Consider the following 18,695-nt stretch of genomic DNA (forward strand, 5'->3'; position numbering starts at 1 on the left):
TCTTTTTATCCTCTTCCCGTCGTCTTCAGCGCGTGAATGCCTGGGCGTTTCCGGCATCCACGTTGATCATGTTGCCGGTAGATTTCGCCGACTGGTCGCCGGCCAGGAAATAGACCGCTTCGGCGATGTCGGACGGCAGCACATCGCGCTTCAGCATCGAGCGCTGGCGGTAATGTTCTTCCAGTTCGCGGCCTGAGTCTATGCCATGCGCGCCAGCGCGCTCCTTGCGCCAGTCGCCGTCCCAGATGCGGCTGCCCTTGATGACCGCATCGGGATTGACCACGTTGACGCGGATGCCGTGCGGCGCCCCTTCCAGCGCAAGGCAGCGGGCCAGATGGTTGGCGGCCGCCTTGGCCGAAGCATAGGCGCTGGCATTGGTCGCGGCGGCGACGCCGTTCTTCGAGCCGATGAAGACGACACTGGTGCCGCCCTGTTCCTTCATGCCGCGCAGCAGCGGCCAGGCAGCGCGACTGGTCAGGAAATAGCCCTGAGCCAGCACGTCGTAGTTGCGGTTCCACAGCTCGATCGTGGTCTCCTCGATCGGCGCCGAGGATGCGATGCCGGCATTGGCGACGAGGATATCCAGCCCGCCGAATTCCCGTGCGGCAAAAGCGAAGGCATCGGCGACCTGCGCCTCGTCGGTCACGTCGCAGACGGCGGCGCGCACCGCGTCCCTGCCGAACTGCCGCGCGAAACCGGCGCGCACTTCCTCGACCGCAGCGGCATCGCGGTCCGCAAGGAGCACGCAGGCGCCTTCCGCCATCAGGCGTGCGGCAGTGGCCGCGCCAATGCCGCCGGCGCCTCCGGTGACAAGCGCGATCCGGCCGACCAGCGGCCTGGGCGCTGGCATGCGCTGGAGCTTGGCTTCTTCCAGCAGCCAGTATTCGATGTCGAAGGCTTCCTGCTCGTCAAGCGCGATGTAATCGCCGATTGCCTCGGCCCCGCGCATCACATTGATGGCATTGCCATAGAACTCCCCGGCGAGGCGCGCGGTGGTCTTGTCAGCGGCGAAAGTGATGCGCCCCACGCCCGGCACCAGCACGACGACCGGGTTGGGATCGCGCATCGCGGGCGAGTTCGGCCGCTTGCAGCGCTCGTAATAGGCGGCATAGAGATCCCGGTAGGCGGCGACCTTTTCGGCAAGATAGGCATCATCGCCCAGCCTTGCCGGATCGAGCGTCAGCGGCGCGATCTTGGTGCGCAGGAAATGGTCGGGGCACGATGTCCCCAGATCGGCCAGCCGCTGGAACTGCGCGGAATTGACGAATTCCAGGGCTTCGGCATCGTCGGAGAAGTGGCCCAGCTTGCGGCGCGCGCCGGTCATCAGAGCGCGCAGGCGCGGCATCAACCCGGCGGCGATCGCCGCGCGGTCTGCGCTGACGGACACGGCCGCCCCGCCGAACGCCGGCTTTTGCGCCAGCTTTGCGTTAAGGTAATTCGCAGCATCGGCGATCAACCCGACTGAATGTTCGTAGCAGGCGCGGGCGCTGTCCGCCCAGCAGATGATGCCATGCCCGGCAAGCATCACGCCTTCGACCTCAGGGTTGGCCGCGACATAATCGCGCAGCATCACTCCCAGCGTGTAGCCGGGGCGCTTCCACGGCAACCAGCCGATGCGGCCGCCCCAGATCTCCTGCGTGGCAGCTTCACCGCCCGAACTGGCGGCCAGCGCGATGATCGCGTCGGGATGGACATGGTCGACATGCGCGAAAGGCAGCAGCGAGTGCAGCGGCGTATCGATCGAGGCCGCGCGCGCGTTCAGGTTGAAAGTGCAGTGCGGCAGGTAGCCGACCATCTTGTCGTCGTCTTCAGGGCCGGCATAGTGCGCCTCAAGGCCCAACAGCTTGTGCTGATACAGGGTCGCGAAGCCGTCGAGCGTCATTGAACCGATGTCGCCGCCCGAACCCTTGACCCACAGCACTTCGACCGGCTCGCCAGTCAGCGGATCGACCTCCTCCAGCTTGGCCGAGGTATTGCCGCCGCCAAAATTGGTGACGGTGAGATCGGAACCGAGCAGGTTGGAGCGATAGAGCAGCAACTGCGGAGGAGAGAGCGTAGCGGCGACCGATTCGTCCCAGCGGCTGGCCGGTACGGCAAAGGGAATTGCGGGGGCGGAAGCCGCTTCGTGAGCGGGAGCGGTGATCGTATCCATGACCCGCCATCTAGCAATTTGCGCTTGCACGATCAATCTCTTTCGATACAAAGCAATCATATTCGATCAAATAACAAGAAATCGAACTGGAGAGCATGAGCATCGAGGCCACCCATATTGTCGTCGATATCGGCAAGACCCTGAGCAAGGTGACTGCGTGGTCGCGCGGCGGCAGGATGCTCGATCGCCAGGTGCGCCCGAACCGGCTAGTCAGCGCGGACGGCATCCGCCGGCTCGACGCGGACGGCATCGGCGCCTGGCTTGTCGAGACGCTGGCGCGTTACCGCGACTGCCCGGTCGAGACGATCGTGCCGGTCGCCCACGGCGCTGGTTTTGCGGCGCTGGGCGATGACGGCCTGCTGTTCGCGCCGCTCGACTATGAACAGGCGATCCCCGCCGACGTCATGGCCGCCTACCGCGCGCTGCGCGATCCGTTTCGCGTAACCGGCTCCCCCGCCCTTCCCGACGGGCTGAACCTGGGCGCGCAGATCTACTGGATGGAGCAGGTCCACCCCGAAGCCATGAAGGCCGCCACGCTGGTGCCCTGGGCGCAGTACTGGGCCTGGTTCCTGACCGGCCGGGCGGTGAGCGAAGTGACCAGCCTGGGCTGCCACAGCGACTTGTGGTGCCCCGGCGACGCGCGGTTCTCGCCGATGGCGGAGCGGCGTGGCTGGGCGCGGCGCTTCGCTCCGTTGGTGAAGGCAGGCGATGTGGTCGGCGCGCTGCGGGGCGAACTGGCCGCCAGAACCGGCCTTCCCGCCAAAGTGCAGGTCCTGGCGGGACTGCACGATTCCAACGCCGCCCTGCTGGCCGTGCGCGGCTTTCCCGAAATAGCCCGGCAGGAAGCGACGATCCTTTCCACCGGCACCTGGTTCATCGCCATGCGCCTTGCCGCGCAGGCCGTTTCGACCACCGACCTGCCTGAAGCGCGCGACACCCTCGTCAACGTGGATGCCTATGGCTCGCCGGTCCCCTCGGCGCGGTTCATGGGCGGGCGGGAGATCGAGACGGTGATCCAGCTCGATACCCGCCGCGTCGATATCCGGCCCGACCAGCCCAGGCTGATGGAAGCGCTGCCCGCCATTCTCAAGCGCGGCACGATGATGATGCCCACCCTGGCGCCCGGCTTCGGCCCCTTCCCCGATGGCGAGGCGCGCTGGGTGAATGCGCCGGTCGAGTGGTCGGGCACCTGGTACGCAAGGCGCGCCTGCGTGTGCCTTTACGCCGCGCTTGTCGCCGACACGGCGCTGGATCTGATCGGGTCAAAGGATCGCCTGCTGATCGAGGGCCGGTTCGCGGATGCGGAAGTCTTCGTGCGCGCGCTGGCCGCCCTGCGTCCCAAGACGGAGGTCTTCGTGGCCAATGCGCACAACGACGTCTCGTTCGGAGCGCTGCGGCTGATCGACCCGCTGCTCCAGGCCAGCGGCGGTCTCAGGCGAGTGCTGCCGCTGGACGGCGACCTTTCGGCATACAAGGCCATGTGGCACCGCGCGCAGATGACTGCGGCGGCCTGACCAACACCAAGAGGGGACCGATCCTGATGGGCGGAAATCCGGCGCTGGGCGTCATCTTCCACTGGCTGGGCGGATTTGCCTCCGCCAGCTTCTACGTGCCGTACAAGCGCATCAAGCTGTGGTCCTGGGAAGTGTTCTGGCTGGCGGGCGGGGTGTTTTCGTGGGCCATAGCGCCCTGGCTCTTCGCCTCGCTGCGCACGGCCGACCTGCTGGGCGTGCTGTCTTCCACGCCCACGAACACGCTGCTGTGGTGCTGGTTCTGGGGCGCGATGTGGGGCTTTGGCGGGCTGACCTTCGGCCTGACCATGCGCTACCTTGGCCTGTCGCTGGGGATGGCGGTAGCGCTGGGCCTCACCACGATCATCGGCACGATGGGGCCGCCGATCTTCCATGGCACCATCGGCGATATCGCATCGCGCCTCAGCGGCAAGCTGACGCTGCTGGGCATCGTGGTGACGCTGGCCGGGATCGTCGTCGTCGCCCGCGCCGGCAATGCCAAGGACAAGGATCTGGCGGGCCGCGCTTCCGAAGGCGTCGCCGAGTTCGACTTGCGCAAGGGCCTGTTGATCGCGGTCTTCTCGGGCGTCATGTCGGGCTGCTTCGCTTGGGGCCTCGACGCCGGGCAACCGATCCGCGACCTCACCCTTGCCGCCGGGACCGACCCGCTGAGCCAGGGCCTGCCCGTGCTCTGCGTGGTCCTGGCGGGCGGGTTGACCACCAATGCCCTGTGGTGCGGCTGGCTGATCTGGCGCAATCGCAGCTTCGGCCAGTTCCTCGGCGCCGCCCCGGCAGGCGGGGACGGGAAAAAGCCTGCCCTGCTCGCCAACTATCTGCTGGCGGCGCTGGGCGGCACATTGTGGTACTTCCAGTTCTTCTTCTACACCATGGGCGAAAGCCAGATGGGGCGCTACGGCTTCTCGTCATGGACGCTGCACATGGCCTCGATCATCCTGTTCGCCACGCTCTGGGGCTTCGCGCTCAAGGAGTGGAAAGGGGCCAGTGTCCGCACCCGAACGCTGGTGTGGCTGGGCATCGGCCTGCTGGTGGGATCGACGGTCATCATCGGCGCAGGCAACATGCTGGAAGCGGCGCCCGCCCTGAATTGAGCGGCAATGATGGATTTTGATCGAAAACACGCCCATAGGGGCCCCACGCAGCAACTGGAAGCCGATGCATTCGTCTGAACGAGAACGCCTGATCCTGGAAGCGGTGACCGCCACCGGCTTCATCAGCTACCGGGCGATAGAGGCCCAGCTCGACGCTTCGCCGGCGACGATCCGACGCGATCTGACCCGGCTGGAAGAAGCGGGCCTGATCCTGCGCGTCCACGGCGGAGCCAAGCTGCCGGAAGACGAGCGTGCGGATCGCCCGCAAGGGCTTTCCGGGACGCCGTTCGCGCAGTCGATAACCCAGAACCTGCCCGCCAAGCAGGCGATCGGCCGTGCCGCCGCCGCGCTATGTCAGCCGGGTGAAGGGATCATGATCGACGGGGGCACCACCACGCTGCAGATGTGCCCGCATCTTGCCGGGCTGGACTGCCAGGTGCTGACCAATTCGTTGCACATCGTCGATGCCCTGCTGCCGCAGCCGGGAACACGGGTCCTGCTGCCTTCCGGCACGGTATTTCGCGAACAGAACATCGTGCTGGCGCCTGCCGGAGAGGATTCGATGCCGCGCTTCCATGCCCCCAAGCTATTCATGGGCGCGGCCGCCGTGGGCCGGCAGGGCGTGATGCAGCAGGACGTCATACTGGTCGCCGCAGAACGTCGTTTCATAGACCGGGCCGAGGAGGTGATCCTGCTGGTCGACAGCACCAAGTTCACCTCGTCCTCCGGCGCGATCGTGTGCGGGCTGGACGAGGTTAGCACCATCGTCACCGATGCCGGTATCCCCTCCGCCGTGGCCGAACAGGTGCGGTCCTCCGGCATCCGGCTGCTGATCGCCTGAAGGTCAGCGCCGCGCCGGGCTGACCGAAACGATCGCACGGCGATAGCTGGTCAAAGCGGGCGTGCCCTTGTCCCGCGCCTCAAGAATGACGTGGAAGCGAGTCGGCTCGCTCACTTCGGGGACTATGAAACGCGTGTCGAGCGGGTCGCCGCGCTGGAGGTTGACGGGGGGACTGCGATTGACCGCTTCGGCCTCGCGGTATTGCCACCAGGTGTAGTCTACCTTGTCACCATCCGGGTCGCGCGAACCTGCGGCGGATAGCCGGACAGTGTCGCCGGGGCGGGCCACGATCTCGACCGGGGCGATGCCGGGCTGGCCATTCAGCGTCAGCATCGGCGCATGGTTGGCGCCCTTGAACGAGGATTGCAGCGTCCACTGGATGCGCGCGGCAAAGTCTTGCTGGAACGCGTCGCGCCAGCGCCAGATCGTCGCCTTGTTGGTCTGGTAGGTCCTGCCATCCGCGCCGGTTACAAGGTCGCTGGTATCGGTCCACACGCCGTCCCACTCGGAAACCTTGCCGTAGCGCCCGCCCCAGCTTCCGTAGTCCGGGTGTTCGGGAACGCCCAGGCCATTGGCGACCAGGTAGAGGAAGCTGGGCGTGTCGCCTTCCATGATGAATTCATAACTGGGATAGAGCTTGCCCAGCGGGCCGATCTGTACGTTTTCGCGCAGCCACTCCTTCGAGACGGTCGTGAAGTCCGGCCCCTCGAAATAGTACATGCGATCACCCGAAATCCCGCCCCAGGTGGAAAGATTGTAATGCCGGTGCGCGGTCAGGCTGACGATCCAGAACACGTCCGGGAACTGTCGGCGCACCCATGGACCGGCATTGTCCTGGTCGGAGATGGAATAGACGCGCAGCTTGGCCGCAAGGCGCGCCACGTCCGCCGCCGGGCGCGTCTCGCGCAGGGACCACAGCGCCTGTGCGAGATCCACCGCGCCGCCCCATACGCAAATCCACAAGGGACGCGGGTCCGGGCTGTCGAGCGCGGCGACGATCGCGCGCGATCCTTCCGTGTCCTTTCCGGCGCCGACGCCGGCCATGCCGTATTCGGGCCGGCCGGGTTTGACCGCGCTGCGCAAGGCGGCGGCGCTGGGCCACCCTCCCGCATGGGCACGCAGGTTTGGCAGAACCGCCTCATAGGCGTCGATGCGCTTCAGGATCTGTTCGGGGTGGACGGAATCCTTGAGATGGCGCGAGGTCGAGGGCACCAGCGCCGCCACATCGAATTCGTTGGTGTAAAGCAGGAACCGCACCATCGATTCCATGTCGTCGGGATCGGAGCCGACGTCGGTCAACACGATCACGCGCGGCTTTGCCGGCGCCGCCTGCGCCGCAGGTGTCGGCGCAGCATGGCCATGGCCCTGAAGGCCGAATACAGCCGCCGCGAGCAGCGCCGGCGCAAAGCGTTTCATCAACATCTGGCCTTCCCGAACAGGCAAGGGACCGGAAGGCGCGCGGCCGTCCGGTCCCTCTTCATCTTCAGAACCGGACGCGCACGCCGCCCGAGAAACGGCGACCGGTCTTGCGGTACTCCTTGGTGCGGTTCTCGGTGACGGAGTAGATGAACTCCTTCGCATCGTTGAGGTTGATCGCATCAGCGAAGACCGTGAACTGCGGCGTCACCTCATAGGACAGCCCGGCATCGAGCTGGCCATAGGCTGCGAAGTATTCCGGCTCGCCGTTGCGGCCCGAGGCGACCTGCAGGAAGTTGTCGCGCCAGGTATAGGCGAGACGCGCCTGCACACCGTACTTCTCGTAATATCCGACAAGGCTGTACGAGGTCTTCGAAAGCCCCTCCAGCCCGTAGGAGACGTTGGCGACAGTGTTCTCGTACTTGGCATCGGACTTGGTGTAGTTGAAGCTGGTCTGGACGCCCAGCCCGTCGAGAGGGGACGGCAGGCCGGTGAAGGCCTGGCGGTAACCCACCTCGAAACCCTTCACCGTGGCGCCCTTGCCATTGCCGGGCACAGTGACCTGGAACGTCACTTCGTCGACCAGCTGGGGCGTGGTGACGAGCGTCACGAACGAGTCGATCTTCTTGTAGAACGCCGCGAACGAAAGCAGCGAGCTGTCCGAGAAGTACCACTCTGCCCCGGCCTCGACCTGCTTGGCGCGGAACGGCTTGAGGTCCGGGTTGCCGCGGCTGATCGTCTCGTTGCCCGGATTGGTCTGGATCGACTGGCGCGGCGACAGGTCCGTCAGCGTCGGGCGCGTCATCACCTTGGATGCCGCAACGCGCAGGATCACGTCGCGCGCGACCTCCAGCTTGATGTTCAGCGACGGCAGCCAGTCATGATACTTGCCACGGAAGCTGACCGGGACGATCGGCGAGACCACGATGAGGTTCTGCCCCTGCCCGTTCGGCTTGGCGCTGAGCACTGTGCGCGACGCCCCGCTCGACGTGTAGTCGGTGTTTTCGTAGCGCAGGCCGGCGTTGATGGTCAGCGGCATCGAACCCAGGTCGGTCTGGAAGTTGGCCATGACATAGCCGATCCGCACCTTCTCATCGATCACCGACGAGGCCGAGGGTGAGAATACCGCCGGGTTGAAGGCCTTGCCGTCCTCAGCCGCGAACTGGTCGATCACGCCGACCAGACGCGCCGGATCGTAGATCACCCAGTCATGCAGGATGTTGCTCCCGCCTGCGCCCTGGAAGAAGTTGCGGTTGGTCGGGCGGAACAGGGCAGACGGCAGCACCCGGTCGGAACCGCAATAGGCGCACTGTTCGCCGAAGGGCATCTCATCGCCGGTCAGGATCTTCTTGCGGTTGGCGATCATGCCGCCCGCGAAGAGCTTGAGGTTGGACGTCGCCTGCCAATCGGTGTCGAAGCGATATTCGCCGATCTTGTCGTCCACGTCGGTGCCGCCGCCCCAGATGTAATAGTGGGCGGTGATCCCCTGCGGACTGGTCGCGGCATTGGGATAGTTGGGGTTGGTGAACCCGTAATCGTAGATCGGGTTACCGCTGCGGCGATCGAACCACAGGTCTGTGTTCTTGCGGCGGATCGTCGTGAACAGGTTGTCTTCCTTGCCCCGGCGCTCGGCCTTGGAGCGCGAGACATCGACGCTGAAGCGCAGCGTGTCGGTGGGCTTCCACTCGGCATTGGCGCCGAACTGGCTGGTGGTGACCTTGCGGCGATCGTACTGCAGGATCTGGTCGACGAAGCCGCCCTGATAGCGCTGATAGACCGCCTCTCCGCCTTCGACCACCTGTTCGACCAGGGTGCCGCCGGAGAAATCGTAGGCCAGGCCCGTTTGCTGTTCGGTGAAGTCCGCCTTGGAATACAGCCCGTCGAACGAGAGCGACAGGGTATCGGTCGGACGGAACTGCAGCGAGCCGGAGAAGCCGTAGCGTTCCAGGCTGCGCTCGAAGAAGAACGGCGAAAGGTTGGACGGCATCGAGACACGGCTGAACGGCGCCACGTCGGGCCCGATGCGTGCGCGGGGAACACCGCCTGCATTGTAATAGGAGTCGGTGCTGGAACGGTACACGTGACCGGCGCCGATGGTGAATTCATCGTTGCGGGTATCACGCTTGGTATAGACGCCTGCCAGCGAGATACCGATAGTCTTGTCCGCGTTGCGCCACGAGGCGACGCCGGATGCCTCGGGGTTGAACTTGTCCGCCAGTTCGGCCCACATCTGGCCGCCCGATGCGCTGAAGGCGAACTGCTCCTTCTGGTCGATCGCGCGCAGGGTCTTCACGTCGACCGTGGCGCCGATCGAGGCGCCGTTGATGTTGGCCTGCGGCGACTTGTAGACATCGGCGCCGCCGATGATCTCGGACGGCAGAACGTCGAACGAGAATTCGCGGCCGTTGTTGTCGGTCGCCAGGGTACGGCCGTTGACGGTCACGGCGTTGAACTTAGGCCCGAAGCCGCGAACGGTGATGTAGCGGCCCTCGCCACGGTTACGCTCGATGGTGACACCGGCGATGCGCTGCAGCGATTCCGCGACGTTCTGGTCCGGCAGCTTGCCGAGGTCCTCAGCCACGATGGAATCGACCACCGCGATGGAATCGCGCTTGATGTCGATGGCCGCCTTCTGGCTGGCGCGCATGCCGGTGACGATGATGTCCTCGGGAGTGGCGCCGTCCTCGAAGCTGGCTTGCGGGGCAGCTGCGGCAGGGGCTTCCTGCGCGTATGCCGCATTTGCCAGCGCTAGCACTGACACAGCCGAAAGAAACAGCGCTGATTTGGCCGCGCTGTGAAGCCGTTCCTCCTTAAACATCCTGACTCTCCCTCACCCATTTGCGAATCGTTATGATCCGTCGATTTACTCGTGTCAAATTACATCATACGTATTATGTTTATCGTACTGACTTAATCGGCAGTACGCACAGCGCTGAAGCGAAGACGAAGAACAGCGCAGTGATGAAGATCGCCCGGTAATCGCCGGAAAATACCGTCAGCAGGACCGCAGCCATGACCGGGCTGATGATTTGCGGAATGTTGACGGCGGTGGTCAGCACGCCAAGATCCTTGCCCTCGTCGCCCAACGCGGCCTGGGGCAGCACTTGTGTCATCAATGCCATGTCGATCGACATGAACATGCCGTAACCGATGCCGATCACCCCGGCGTAGACCCACATGCCCGCCATGGAAGGTGCGATCAGCGGGGCCGCCATTGCCGCGCCCATGATCAGGCTGCCGCCGATCACGAAAGGCTTGCGGCGCTGCAACCGGTCGGACAGCCATCCCGATGCGAGCGAGGAAACCACCAGGCAGACCAGCGTGATGAGCGCCATGTTGGCGATCGCGACATTCGAGGCCCCGTCTGCCAGCCCGATATAGTCGCGCAGGATATAAAGCAGATAGGCCGCTACCGCCTGGTAACCCATGTAGATCGTGAAGCGGCTGGCAAAGGCCCAGGCAAAGTCGGGATGCTCGCGCGGGCTGATCCAGAAGCTCTTGAAGAATGCGCCCCAATGCATCGTCCGGCGCGGCAAGGCATCGCTCGGCGGTTCGCGATTGATCGCAACGAAGGCGATGCACGAGGCCGCTATAGCCCCGGCAAACAGGCCGTAGGCAAGCACGCGCTCCGATGCGAGATAGCCGGCCACCACGGTGCCGGCGGTAAGTCCGGCCGTCATGCCCGCGCCGACGATCCCCGAAACCCCGCCGCGCGTCTCCGGCGCGAAACGGTCGGCGACCAGCGTAGTCATTGCCGGCTGCATCGAATTGTAAGCGATCGCCGCCATGACCCAGAGCACCACCAGCGACCAGAACCCGGTCATCCAGGAAACCCCGAACAGACACGCCGACCCCACCAGCGAACCCACCGCGATCCACGGCGAACGCCGCCCCCACCGCGTACGTGTACGGTCGGACAAGGCGCCTGCGATCGGCGTCGCCAAGGTCGAGAAGATGGAGGTAATCGCGAAGAGCAACGCGAGGTTGTTCTCTTTCGAATCGGGCGACAGTTCGGCGATCTGGTTAGGCAGCAGCACCCCCAGAACGCCGCTGTAAAGCGCCATCAGCAGGAAGAAGTTGACCATCAGCGAAAGCTGCAGGCGCCAGCGCGCCCCGCCCTCCACCCATGCCCGTGCAGGCTCTGCGGTGCCCCCGTGCATCATAGGGCCGCCCGCCGGTTTTCGGGAACGAGGCGCAGGCCGGCATCGGCTGGACGGCGGTGCGGACCGCCGCGCACGTTCCAGCCCAGCGAAGAGCCGCCCTGCGCGATCACGGCCTCGTCGATCTCGATGCCGAGACCGGGCCGGTCACCGAGCACGATGCCGCCGTCCACTATTTCCTGGTCGACGGAAAAGCCGGTCGGGAAAGCGAAGTCCTGAACCTCGATGCCTATCATGTTGGGCACTGCCGCCGCCGCATGGGCAACCGGGTTGGCGTTGTAGGCGACCGGCGAAACCGGCAAGCCCCGCGCGTGAGCGGCCATCGCCACCCGCATGAAATGGGTGAGGCCCCAGACACTGCCCGCCTGGACGATGTCGACGGCCTGGGCATCGAACAGCGGATTGTACTGCTCCAGCCCGGTAAGGTTCTCACCTGTCGCCACTGCTGTCTTTGCCGTGCGCGCGATCCGGGCATGGCCGGCCGCATCCCAGCGGCGGACCGGCTCCTCGATCCAGGTCAGGTCGATCCGCCGCTCGATTTCCGCGAGATGGCGGATCGCCTGCTTGCAGTTCCACGCCTCGTTCACGTCGAGCATCAGCGCGGGCCGGGCGGTGTTGCGCGAAAGGATGCCGCGCAGCACCTCAAGACGCGCGATGTCGCGGTCCAGATCACGCCCCCCCTTGATCTTGGCGGCGGTAAAGCCCCGGTCCGCCCATGCCTCGTAATGCGCGGCAAAGGCATCGTCGCCAAGACCGTAGCAAAGGCCCGAGGCGTAACCGGCGACGAACCTGTCGCCCGCGCCCAGCATCCGCCACAGCGGCTCGTCAGCCATCTTGGCCTTGAGGTCCCACAAGGCCATGTCGATCGCCGCGATCGTGCCGAACGTGGTCCCGGCATGGCCGCTCTTGAATACGTGCGAGAGCATCGAATCGTAAAGGGTCGAGACGGCGCGCGGATCGGCGCCCTCCACGGCAGGAAACAGCCGGGCGATATCGCCATGTGCGCCAAGGCCGATGCCGGTCAGGCCGGCGTCGGTTTCCACCAGCAGCACAGGTACTTCGGTGATCCCCGATTCGACCACGCCGTTGACGTCGCCAACGGGGCGCCGCCAGTCGTGGAATGCCGTAAGGCTGCGATAGCCTGTAATCTTCATCAGGGGGTCCTCTGCCCAATCCGGCTTAGCGATAATTCGTATTATGTATGATCTATGTCGTTTGACAACCCTTGACGTGGTTCGTCAAGTGGGGTCAGCGTAAATGAGCGCAGAGAACTGCATCACCATGAACGAGGGCGTGAAGAAAACATGCAAGACAGGGTAGTCGGCGGCCTGGAAGCCTCGGCCCGAATGCGGCGCCGCCCGCGCCTTGCGGTTGCAGTGGTCGAAGAACTGGTCAACGCGATCGTGACCGAAGTCTATCCGGCCGGCACCGCCCTTCCGCCCGAAAACATGCTGTGCGACCACTTCGGCGTGAGCCGTACCGTCGTGCGCGAGGCGACGACCGCGCTGACCGAAAAGGGGCTGGTGGTCTCGTTGCAGGGCCGCGGCACCATCGTGCGCGAACAAAGCAACTGGAACCTGCTGGACCCAATGATCCTGGCAGCCCTGTTCCGCCGCGAGGACGGGATTTCCTATCTCGATAACCTGTCCGAAATCCGCTCCTCGCTGGAAGCGTCGATGGCGGCCAAGGCCGCTGCGCGTGCGACCCCCGAAGGGCTGGCCGAACTCACCGCGCAGATCGACAAGCTCGAAGGGCTGGTGGAAATGCCCGCTGCCTATGTCCACGAGGACGTCAATTTCCACGACGTCATCATGCGCATGTCGGGCGACCGCCTGAGCAAGGCGATCATCGACGGCATCCAGTCACGCGCTCTCAACACCCACGGCTACGCCGGTCGCCTCAGCGTGGAGCATGTCCGCGATACCCAGGCCGCGCATCGCAGGGTCTACGATGCGATCCTTGCCCGCGATGCCGAAGCCGCCGCGAAAGCGATGCGCGAACATATCGAATCGTCGTGGACCAAGCGCCGGGCCAGCGGCCTTCAAGACTAGCCGCCGTCAGGGCTGCTGCGGCAGCGCGTAGACCTGCTCCATTTCCACCCAGGTTCGGTCCAGGGCGAAGGGCAGTGGCCGCTGGAAAGTGCGCATCAGCGCATCCCATGCCTGCACTTCGGGATTGCTGGCATCGCGCGCCGCCTTGCCTTGGGCATCTGCGGCCATTGCCGTGTCCTGCTCCATGACCATGAACATGCGGGTGCCCACCAGCCAGATCTGAAGATCGCGCACCCCGTCGGCGCGAATCGCTTCGCTCACCGCTTTCGGCGGCCCGCCCGGCGCATGCCAGGCGCGGTAACGCGCGATCATTTCCGGCTCGTCCACAAGGTCGACGGCAAAACACCGCCGCACGATTTCGCTCATTTGCACTCTCCCGGTTGACGACTTATGCCACCCTAAGTATTCATCATACATCTTACAAGATAGAGAGGGTAGCCATGGCCTGGCTGTATGGCGCGCAGATGTCGAAAAGACACCTCGCCGAACGCACCGGATCGCTTTCGCAATTTGCCGGCGTGCGGCTGATGACGCTGGGCGACGGCGTGGAGCGCGGCGTGCGCATGCTGGAATTCCGCACCGGGTCCGGGCTGCGCTTCACGGTGCTGGTCGACCGCGCGATGGACATCGCGGAGTGCGATCACGCCGGCCGCGCGGTCGGCTGGCATTCGCCCTCAGGCTTCCGCCATCCGGGCCTGCACGATTACGAAGGCGAAGGCGGCCTTGGCTGGTTTCGCTCGATGTCGGGGCTGAACATAACCTGCGGCCTCGACCACATCCTGTTCATGCATGACGACCCGGCGGCGCATTACAACTATGCCCCGCGCCAGGCCGTGTCGTCCTCCCTCCACGGCCGCGTCGGCACGATCCCCGCGCAGCTCACCGGCTACGGCGAGCGCTGGGACGGCGATACCTGCACGTTCTGGGCCGAAGGCGTGGTGCGCCAGTCCACCGTCTTCGGCGAGGACCTGCACCTCATCCGCCGCATCGAGGCGGACCTGGGCAGCGACGAGATTCGCCTTACCGACCGCGTCGTCAACCACGGCTTCTACACGACGCCGCACATGTTCTGCTACCACATCAACGTGGGCCATCCCGTGGTCGCCCAGGGTGCGCGCTATGTCGCACCGCTGCGCGAGGTGCTCTGGGCGGCCCATGCGGACGACTACCGCGGGCAAGGCGTCGGCTACCGCACCCTGCCCGCGCCCATCGTCAATTTCCACGAACAGGTATGGCAGCACGAGATGGCCCCCGACGAGGCAGGCCGGGTCGAAGTGGCCATCGTCAACGAGGCTCTGGGTTTCGGCTTCTCCGTCGTCACCCGCAAGGACCAGTTTCCCTGCATGTTCGAATGGCAGAACCTGCACGCAGGCCACTACGCCGTGGGCATCGAGCCATCGACCAACCATGTCCTGGGCAAGGACTTCGCCCGCGAACGCGGTGAGCTGATCCTGCTCGAACATGGCGAGGAGCGCCGCTACGACACTATTCTGCGCGTCCTTCCCGATGCCGGCGCGATCGCGTCCGCCGTCGCCCGGATCGAAGGCACCGCGCTGCAACCGCAGGACGAATACCCCGCCCCCAGCGGCAATTACCCCGCCATCGGCCCCGCCGCATGAAGGGGCGGACGGTTCTGTACACCGGCGCTGCCGGCGGGCTTGGCCTCGACACCACGCTGCTGCTGATAGAGCGCGGCGCCCATGTCATCGCGCTCGACAACGATGCGGAAAAGATCGCCCGCCTCGTCGCCGCAGCCCAAGGGCGCGGGCCGGGCCGGCTGACCGTATCGCAGACCGATCTTGCCGACCTTGCCGGACTGCGCACCGCACTGGACGCGCTGGTCCAAGCCCACGGCGGCATCGACGTCGTCATCAACAACGCGGCCGTCTACCCGTCGAAGCCGTTCGAGGACTACACCGTCGAGGAACACCAGTTCGTCCAGCGCATCAACGTCGATGCCGGGATCGTGGCGGTGCAGGCGGCCCTGCCCGCGATGCGCGCGACGGGGTTCGGGCGGATCGTCAACGTCTCCAGCATCACGATCTCGGGCGGCTGGGCGAACCTGTCCCCCTATGTCGCCTCGAAAGCCGCGCTGGTCGGACTGACACGGGCATGGGCGCGGGAATTCGGGGCATGGGGAGTCACCGTCAACGCCATCGCGCCCGGCGCCTTCCCCACCGACGCCGAGAAGATCCACCCCGATCCCGCCGGCTACGAACGCATGGTTCTGGATGTCCAGTCGATCAAGCGGCGCGGCACGGCCACGGACATTGCCCATGCCATCGCCTTTTTCGCCGCCGAGGAGGCGGGTTTCATCACGGGACAGACGCTGCACGTCAACGGCGGCTGGACCATGTCCTGAAGGACCATAACGCATGACAATTCTCAACGGAATCCGCGTGCTCGACTGCTCTATCGCCATGGCCGGCCCCTTCGCCGCGCAGCGACTGGGCGACATGGGCGCCGACGTCGTAAAGGTCGAGCCGACCAGCGGCGAATGGCAGCGTCACGCCTCTGCCGGCGGTGCGGTGGGCAACAGCATCAACGTCTCGTTCCTTTCGCTCAACCGCAACAAGCGCTCGCTGGCGATTGATCTCAAGTCGGCAGAGGGCAAGGCCGTCCTGCTGGATCTTGTGAAGGACGCCGACGTCTTTTTGCAGAACTACCGCCCCGGCGTGGCCGAACGGCTTGGCGTGGATTATGCGACGCTCAGCGCCATCAATCCGCGCCTGATCTACATCTCGATGTCGGGATATGGCGAGGACGGCCCTTACCGCAACCTGCCGGGGCAGGACCTGCTGCTGCAAGGCATGTCGGGCGCGATGCTCTCCGCCGGGATCGAAGGTACGCCGCCCACTCCTGCGGGCCAGTATCTGGTCGATGCCATTGCCGCCTACAGCGCCTTCGAAGGTGCGCTGGCCGCGCTGTTCCACCGCGAACGCACGGGAGAAGGGCAGCTCGTGCAGGTCAACATGCTGGATGCCATCACCACCATCCAGATGCAGGAGCTTTCGGTCTTCACTGTCGGCGGCAAGCCGCAGTCGCGCTCGGCCGAACCCCACGCGCACAGCTATATCCGCGCGCCCTACGGCGTCTTCGCCACGGCGGACGGCTACATGACTCTGGCGATGGCCCGCTTCGATACCCTGGCGCGCGAACTGGACGATCCCTTCTTCGCCGGGCTGGAGGAAGAACGCGAAGGCTGGACCCAGCGCGACGCCATATATGCACGGGTGCGCGAACACCTGGTCCGCCAGAGCACCGCATACTGGCTGGAAAAGTTCCGCGCCGCCGACATCTGGTGCGGCCCGGTCTATGGCTATGCCGATCTCGTCGACGACCCGCAGATCCGCCACAACGGCACTTTCGTGGAGTACGACCACCCCACCGAAGGCCGCGTGAAAGTACCCGGCTTCCCGATCCGCTTCTCGCGCACTCCTTCCGCGATCACGCGCGGCGCGCCCCTTGTCGGGCAGCACAGCCACGAAGTCCTGCGCGAGGCCGGCCGCAGCGAGGAAGATATCGCGCAGCTGATCGAATCCGGCGTCGTTCGCCAGCACGCATGACCAGGCCCGCCTATCGCGGTCTCACATGGGACCATCCGCGCGGCTACCGCGCGCTGGAGGCGGCGGCACAGGCCATCGCCCCGGACCACGGGCTGTCGATCACATGGGACCGGCACCCGCTCGAAGGTTTCGAATCGCACCCGATCGCCGACCTCGCCGCGCGCTACGACCTGATCGTGCTGGATCACCCCCACGTGGGCGAGGCGGTGGCGCATGACTGCCTTACCCCGATCGACGAGGTGATGGACGCGGGCGAACTGGCCGCGCTGGACAAGTCCGCGATCGGCCCCTCGCTGGCCAGCTATCGCTACGCGGGGCGACACTGGGCCCTGCCGCTCGATGCGGCGAGCCAGGTCATGGCCTATGCGCCCGGCCGGGTTGAAACGCCCCCGGCAACCTGGGAGGAAGTGGTGGAACTGGCCTCACGGGCGCCGGTGGCGCTTTCGCTCGCCGGGCCGCATGCCGCGCTTACGTTCCAGTCCGTCATGGCGAGCTTCACTGGCGGCGCCCGGCCGCAGGACAGTTTCGCCGATCCGGCTGCCGCGCGGGAGGCCTATGCCTTGATGGCCGCTCTCACCGGCGAGGCGACCCGCGCCCGGATCGACCAGAACCCCATCGCCCTGCTGGAAGCCATCGCGGGAGGCGAGGATCTTGCCATGGTCCCGCTCGTCTACGGCTACGTGAACTATGCAAGGCATGGCCGCGTCGCTTTTGCCGATGCGCCCCGCGGAGCCGCAGGGATCGGCTCCATTCTGGGCGGGACCGGCGTGGCTGTCTCGCGCCGCTGCGCCGTTACGGACGAACTGCGTGCCCACCTCGCCTGGCTGATGGGCGCGGATGCGCAGCACCGCTTCATCCCCGCGCACGAAGGCCAGCCCGCGCTGCGCAGCGCCTGGAACGATCCTGCGGTCGACCATGCATGGGGCGGCTTCTATTCCGCCACTCGCGCCACGCTGGAAGCCGCCTCGCTGCGTCCCCGCCACGACGGCGCGATTCCCTTCCAGACCGAAGCCTCCGCCCGCCTCCGCGCGGGGCTGCTGAACGGCGAACTCGCCGCGCCGGTACTCGCCGACATCGAGGCGGCCTTCACCCGCCATCACGCCAAAGGAACCGAGACATGAGCGCCAACCTGCGCTTCGACATCGCCGACCATGTCGCCACCATCACGCTCGACCGCACGGAAAAGCTCAATGCCATGACCCCCGGCATGGCCGCCGCGCTGGTCGATGCGGTGGCGACCTGCAACGCCTCCAACGAGGTCCGCGTGGTGATCGTCACCGGAGCGGGCGAAAAGGCCTTCAGCGCCGGGTCCGACATCTCGACCCTCGACGCTTACGCAACCCCCTGGGACTTTCGCAACCGGCAGGATTATTGCGACGCGCTGCGCGCCTGCCGCAAGCCGGTGATCGCCGCCGTGAACGGCTATGCGCTGGGCGGCGGACTGGAAACGGCAATGGCCTGCGATATTCGCATCGCCTCGGCCAATGCGCGCTTCGCGGCGCCGGAGATCAAGTTGGGCTGGATCGGCGGCGGCGGCATGGCGGCGGGTCTGGCCCACTCCATCGGCATGTCGAACGCGGCACTGCTGCTTTACACCGGCGAAATGGTCGATGCCGCGCAGGCCTGCGCGTGGGGGCTGGTGAGCGAAGTGACCCCGCCGGAGGGGCTCCTGCCCCGCGTGCGCGAAATCGCCGCGCAGATCGCCGCCCGTGCACCGATCGCGGCGGAAACGGCCAAGCTCAACCTGCACGCAGCCCACCAGATGCCTTACGACAAGGCCATCGAATACGAGCGCGACCTTCAGGCCATCTGCTTCGCGACCGCCGATGCCGCCGAAGGCCGCGCCGCCTTCGCCGAACGCCGCACACCCGATTTCCAGAGGCGCTGAC

At 65.7% G+C, this 18,695-nt stretch carries 15 protein-coding genes; 9 read left to right on the forward strand and 6 right to left on the reverse strand.

The genetic code is table 11. The annotated features are described in order from the left end of the window. Positions 1 to 25: 25 nt before the first annotated feature. Positions 26 to 2,152, reverse strand: a complete 2,127-nt coding sequence (locus tag TQ38_RS19075) for a bifunctional rhamnulose-1-phosphate aldolase/short-chain dehydrogenase (protein WP_082057698.1) — start codon at positions 2,150 to 2,152, stop codon at positions 26 to 28. A gap of 95 nt (positions 2,153 to 2,247) precedes the next feature. Here TQ38_RS19075 and TQ38_RS19080 point away from each other — a divergent pair, with 95 nt between their 5' ends. From TQ38_RS19080 to TQ38_RS19090, 3 genes are all read left to right on the forward strand, one after another. After that, positions 2,248 to 3,666 (forward strand): FGGY-family carbohydrate kinase, encoded by a 1,419-nt coding sequence (locus TQ38_RS19080; RefSeq protein WP_043975692.1) that lies wholly within the window; start codon positions 2,248 to 2,250, stop codon positions 3,664 to 3,666. Between the two features lie 26 nt (positions 3,667 to 3,692). Then, complete coding sequence (gene rhaT / locus TQ38_RS19085; RefSeq protein WP_043975840.1) at positions 3,693 to 4,772, forward strand: L-rhamnose/proton symporter RhaT; 1,080 nt, start codon at positions 3,693 to 3,695, stop codon at positions 4,770 to 4,772. Between the two features lie 64 nt (positions 4,773 to 4,836). Next, positions 4,837 to 5,613, forward strand: coding sequence for a DeoR/GlpR family DNA-binding transcription regulator (locus TQ38_RS19090; RefSeq protein WP_043975841.1), 777 nt, complete (start codon positions 4,837 to 4,839; stop codon positions 5,611 to 5,613). Positions 5,614 to 5,616: 3 nt separating this feature from the next. Here the strand turns inward: TQ38_RS19090 and TQ38_RS19095 are convergent, their stop codons facing one another. The 4 genes from TQ38_RS19095 to TQ38_RS19110 form a co-directional block, all read right to left on the reverse strand. Continuing rightward, positions 5,617 to 7,035, reverse strand: a complete 1,419-nt coding sequence (locus TQ38_RS19095) for a DUF1593 domain-containing protein (protein ID WP_052505733.1) — start codon at positions 7,033 to 7,035, stop codon at positions 5,617 to 5,619. 61 nt (positions 7,036 to 7,096) lie between these two features. Beyond that, positions 7,097 to 9,847: a TonB-dependent receptor gene (locus TQ38_RS19100; protein ID WP_043975693.1), complete on the reverse strand. Its 2,751-nt coding sequence runs from the start codon at positions 9,845 to 9,847 to the stop codon at positions 7,097 to 7,099. A 79-nt stretch (positions 9,848 to 9,926) separates the two neighbouring features. Next, a complete protein-coding gene (locus TQ38_RS19105) occupies positions 9,927 to 11,192 on the reverse strand; it encodes an MFS transporter (protein ID WP_043975695.1) in 1,266 nt (421 codons plus the stop codon). After that, positions 11,189 to 12,343, reverse strand: a complete 1,155-nt coding sequence (locus tag TQ38_RS19110) for a mandelate racemase/muconate lactonizing enzyme family protein (protein ID WP_043975697.1) — start codon at positions 12,341 to 12,343, stop codon at positions 11,189 to 11,191. The genes TQ38_RS19105 and TQ38_RS19110 overlap by 4 nt, the downstream gene beginning before the upstream one ends. A 150-nt stretch (positions 12,344 to 12,493) precedes the next feature. Here TQ38_RS19110 and TQ38_RS19115 point away from each other — a divergent pair, with 150 nt between their 5' ends. Next, complete coding sequence (locus tag TQ38_RS19115) at positions 12,494 to 13,240, forward strand: FadR/GntR family transcriptional regulator (RefSeq protein ID WP_043975698.1); 747 nt, start codon at positions 12,494 to 12,496, stop codon at positions 13,238 to 13,240. 6 nt (positions 13,241 to 13,246) lie between these two features. On the opposite strand, the gene TQ38_RS19120 is transcribed toward TQ38_RS19115, so the two are convergent. Continuing rightward, entirely contained in the window at positions 13,247 to 13,606 is a 360-nt protein-coding gene (locus TQ38_RS19120; RefSeq protein ID WP_043975700.1) for an L-rhamnose mutarotase, read from the reverse strand. A gap of 74 nt (positions 13,607 to 13,680) precedes the next feature. Here TQ38_RS19120 and TQ38_RS19125 point away from each other — a divergent pair, with 74 nt between their 5' ends. Genes TQ38_RS19125 through TQ38_RS19145 form a run of 5 tightly spaced genes read left to right on the forward strand, consistent with a single transcriptional unit; the run spans position 13,681 to position 18,694 of the window. Then, positions 13,681 to 14,859: an aldose 1-epimerase family protein gene (locus tag TQ38_RS19125; RefSeq protein WP_043975702.1), complete on the forward strand. Its 1,179-nt coding sequence runs from the start codon at positions 13,681 to 13,683 to the stop codon at positions 14,857 to 14,859. Then, on the forward strand, positions 14,856 to 15,602 hold the full coding sequence (locus tag TQ38_RS19130) for an SDR family NAD(P)-dependent oxidoreductase (RefSeq protein WP_043975704.1): 747 nt from the start codon (positions 14,856 to 14,858) through the stop codon (positions 15,600 to 15,602). The genes TQ38_RS19125 and TQ38_RS19130 overlap by 4 nt, the downstream gene beginning before the upstream one ends. A 13-nt stretch (positions 15,603 to 15,615) precedes the next feature. After that, positions 15,616 to 16,806, forward strand: coding sequence for a CaiB/BaiF CoA-transferase family protein (locus tag TQ38_RS19135; RefSeq protein WP_043975705.1), 1,191 nt, complete (start codon positions 15,616 to 15,618; stop codon positions 16,804 to 16,806). Then, positions 16,803 to 17,927 carry an extracellular solute-binding protein gene (locus TQ38_RS19140; RefSeq protein ID WP_043975707.1) on the forward strand — a complete coding sequence of 375 codons (1,125 nt, stop codon included), beginning with the start codon at positions 16,803 to 16,805 and terminating at the stop codon, positions 17,925 to 17,927. Before TQ38_RS19135 ends, TQ38_RS19140 begins: the two co-directional genes overlap by 4 nt. Further along, complete coding sequence (locus TQ38_RS19145) at positions 17,924 to 18,694, forward strand: enoyl-CoA hydratase/isomerase family protein (protein WP_043975709.1); 771 nt, start codon at positions 17,924 to 17,926, stop codon at positions 18,692 to 18,694. The genes TQ38_RS19140 and TQ38_RS19145 overlap by 4 nt, the downstream gene beginning before the upstream one ends. Position 18,695: the final 1 nt, after the last annotated feature.

Origin of the sequence: Novosphingobium sp. P6W (genome assembly GCF_000876675.2) — a bacterium.
Taxonomy (GTDB): Bacteria; Pseudomonadota; Alphaproteobacteria; order Sphingomonadales; family Sphingomonadaceae; genus Novosphingobium.

Excerpts from the sequence above, each read along its gene's own strand:
- TQ38_RS19075 (WP_082057698.1), bottom strand. The coding sequence starts at position 2,152 with ATGGATACGATCACCGCTCCCGCTCACGAAGCGGCTTCCGCCCCCGCA.
- TQ38_RS19080 (WP_043975692.1), top strand. The coding sequence starts at position 2,248 with ATGAGCATCGAGGCCACCCATATTGTCGTCGATATCGGCAAGACCCTG.
- rhaT (WP_043975840.1), top strand. The coding sequence starts at position 3,693 with ATGGGCGGAAATCCGGCGCTGGGCGTCATCTTCCACTGGCTGGGCGGA.
- TQ38_RS19090 (WP_043975841.1), top strand. The coding sequence starts at position 4,837 with ATGCATTCGTCTGAACGAGAACGCCTGATCCTGGAAGCGGTGACCGCC.
- TQ38_RS19095 (WP_052505733.1), bottom strand. The coding sequence starts at position 7,035 with ATGTTGATGAAACGCTTTGCGCCGGCGCTGCTCGCGGCGGCTGTATTC.
- TQ38_RS19100 (WP_043975693.1), bottom strand. The coding sequence starts at position 9,847 with ATGTTTAAGGAGGAACGGCTTCACAGCGCGGCCAAATCAGCGCTGTTT.
- TQ38_RS19105 (WP_043975695.1), bottom strand. The coding sequence starts at position 11,192 with ATGATGCACGGGGGCACCGCAGAGCCTGCACGGGCATGGGTGGAGGGC.
- TQ38_RS19110 (WP_043975697.1), bottom strand. The coding sequence starts at position 12,343 with ATGAAGATTACAGGCTATCGCAGCCTTACGGCATTCCACGACTGGCGG.
- TQ38_RS19115 (WP_043975698.1), top strand. The coding sequence starts at position 12,494 with ATGCAAGACAGGGTAGTCGGCGGCCTGGAAGCCTCGGCCCGAATGCGG.
- TQ38_RS19120 (WP_043975700.1), bottom strand. The coding sequence starts at position 13,606 with ATGAGCGAAATCGTGCGGCGGTGTTTTGCCGTCGACCTTGTGGACGAG.
- TQ38_RS19125 (WP_043975702.1), top strand. The coding sequence starts at position 13,681 with ATGGCCTGGCTGTATGGCGCGCAGATGTCGAAAAGACACCTCGCCGAA.
- TQ38_RS19130 (WP_043975704.1), top strand. The coding sequence starts at position 14,856 with ATGAAGGGGCGGACGGTTCTGTACACCGGCGCTGCCGGCGGGCTTGGC.
- TQ38_RS19135 (WP_043975705.1), top strand. The coding sequence starts at position 15,616 with ATGACAATTCTCAACGGAATCCGCGTGCTCGACTGCTCTATCGCCATG.
- TQ38_RS19140 (WP_043975707.1), top strand. The coding sequence starts at position 16,803 with ATGACCAGGCCCGCCTATCGCGGTCTCACATGGGACCATCCGCGCGGC.
- TQ38_RS19145 (WP_043975709.1), top strand. The coding sequence starts at position 17,924 with ATGAGCGCCAACCTGCGCTTCGACATCGCCGACCATGTCGCCACCATC.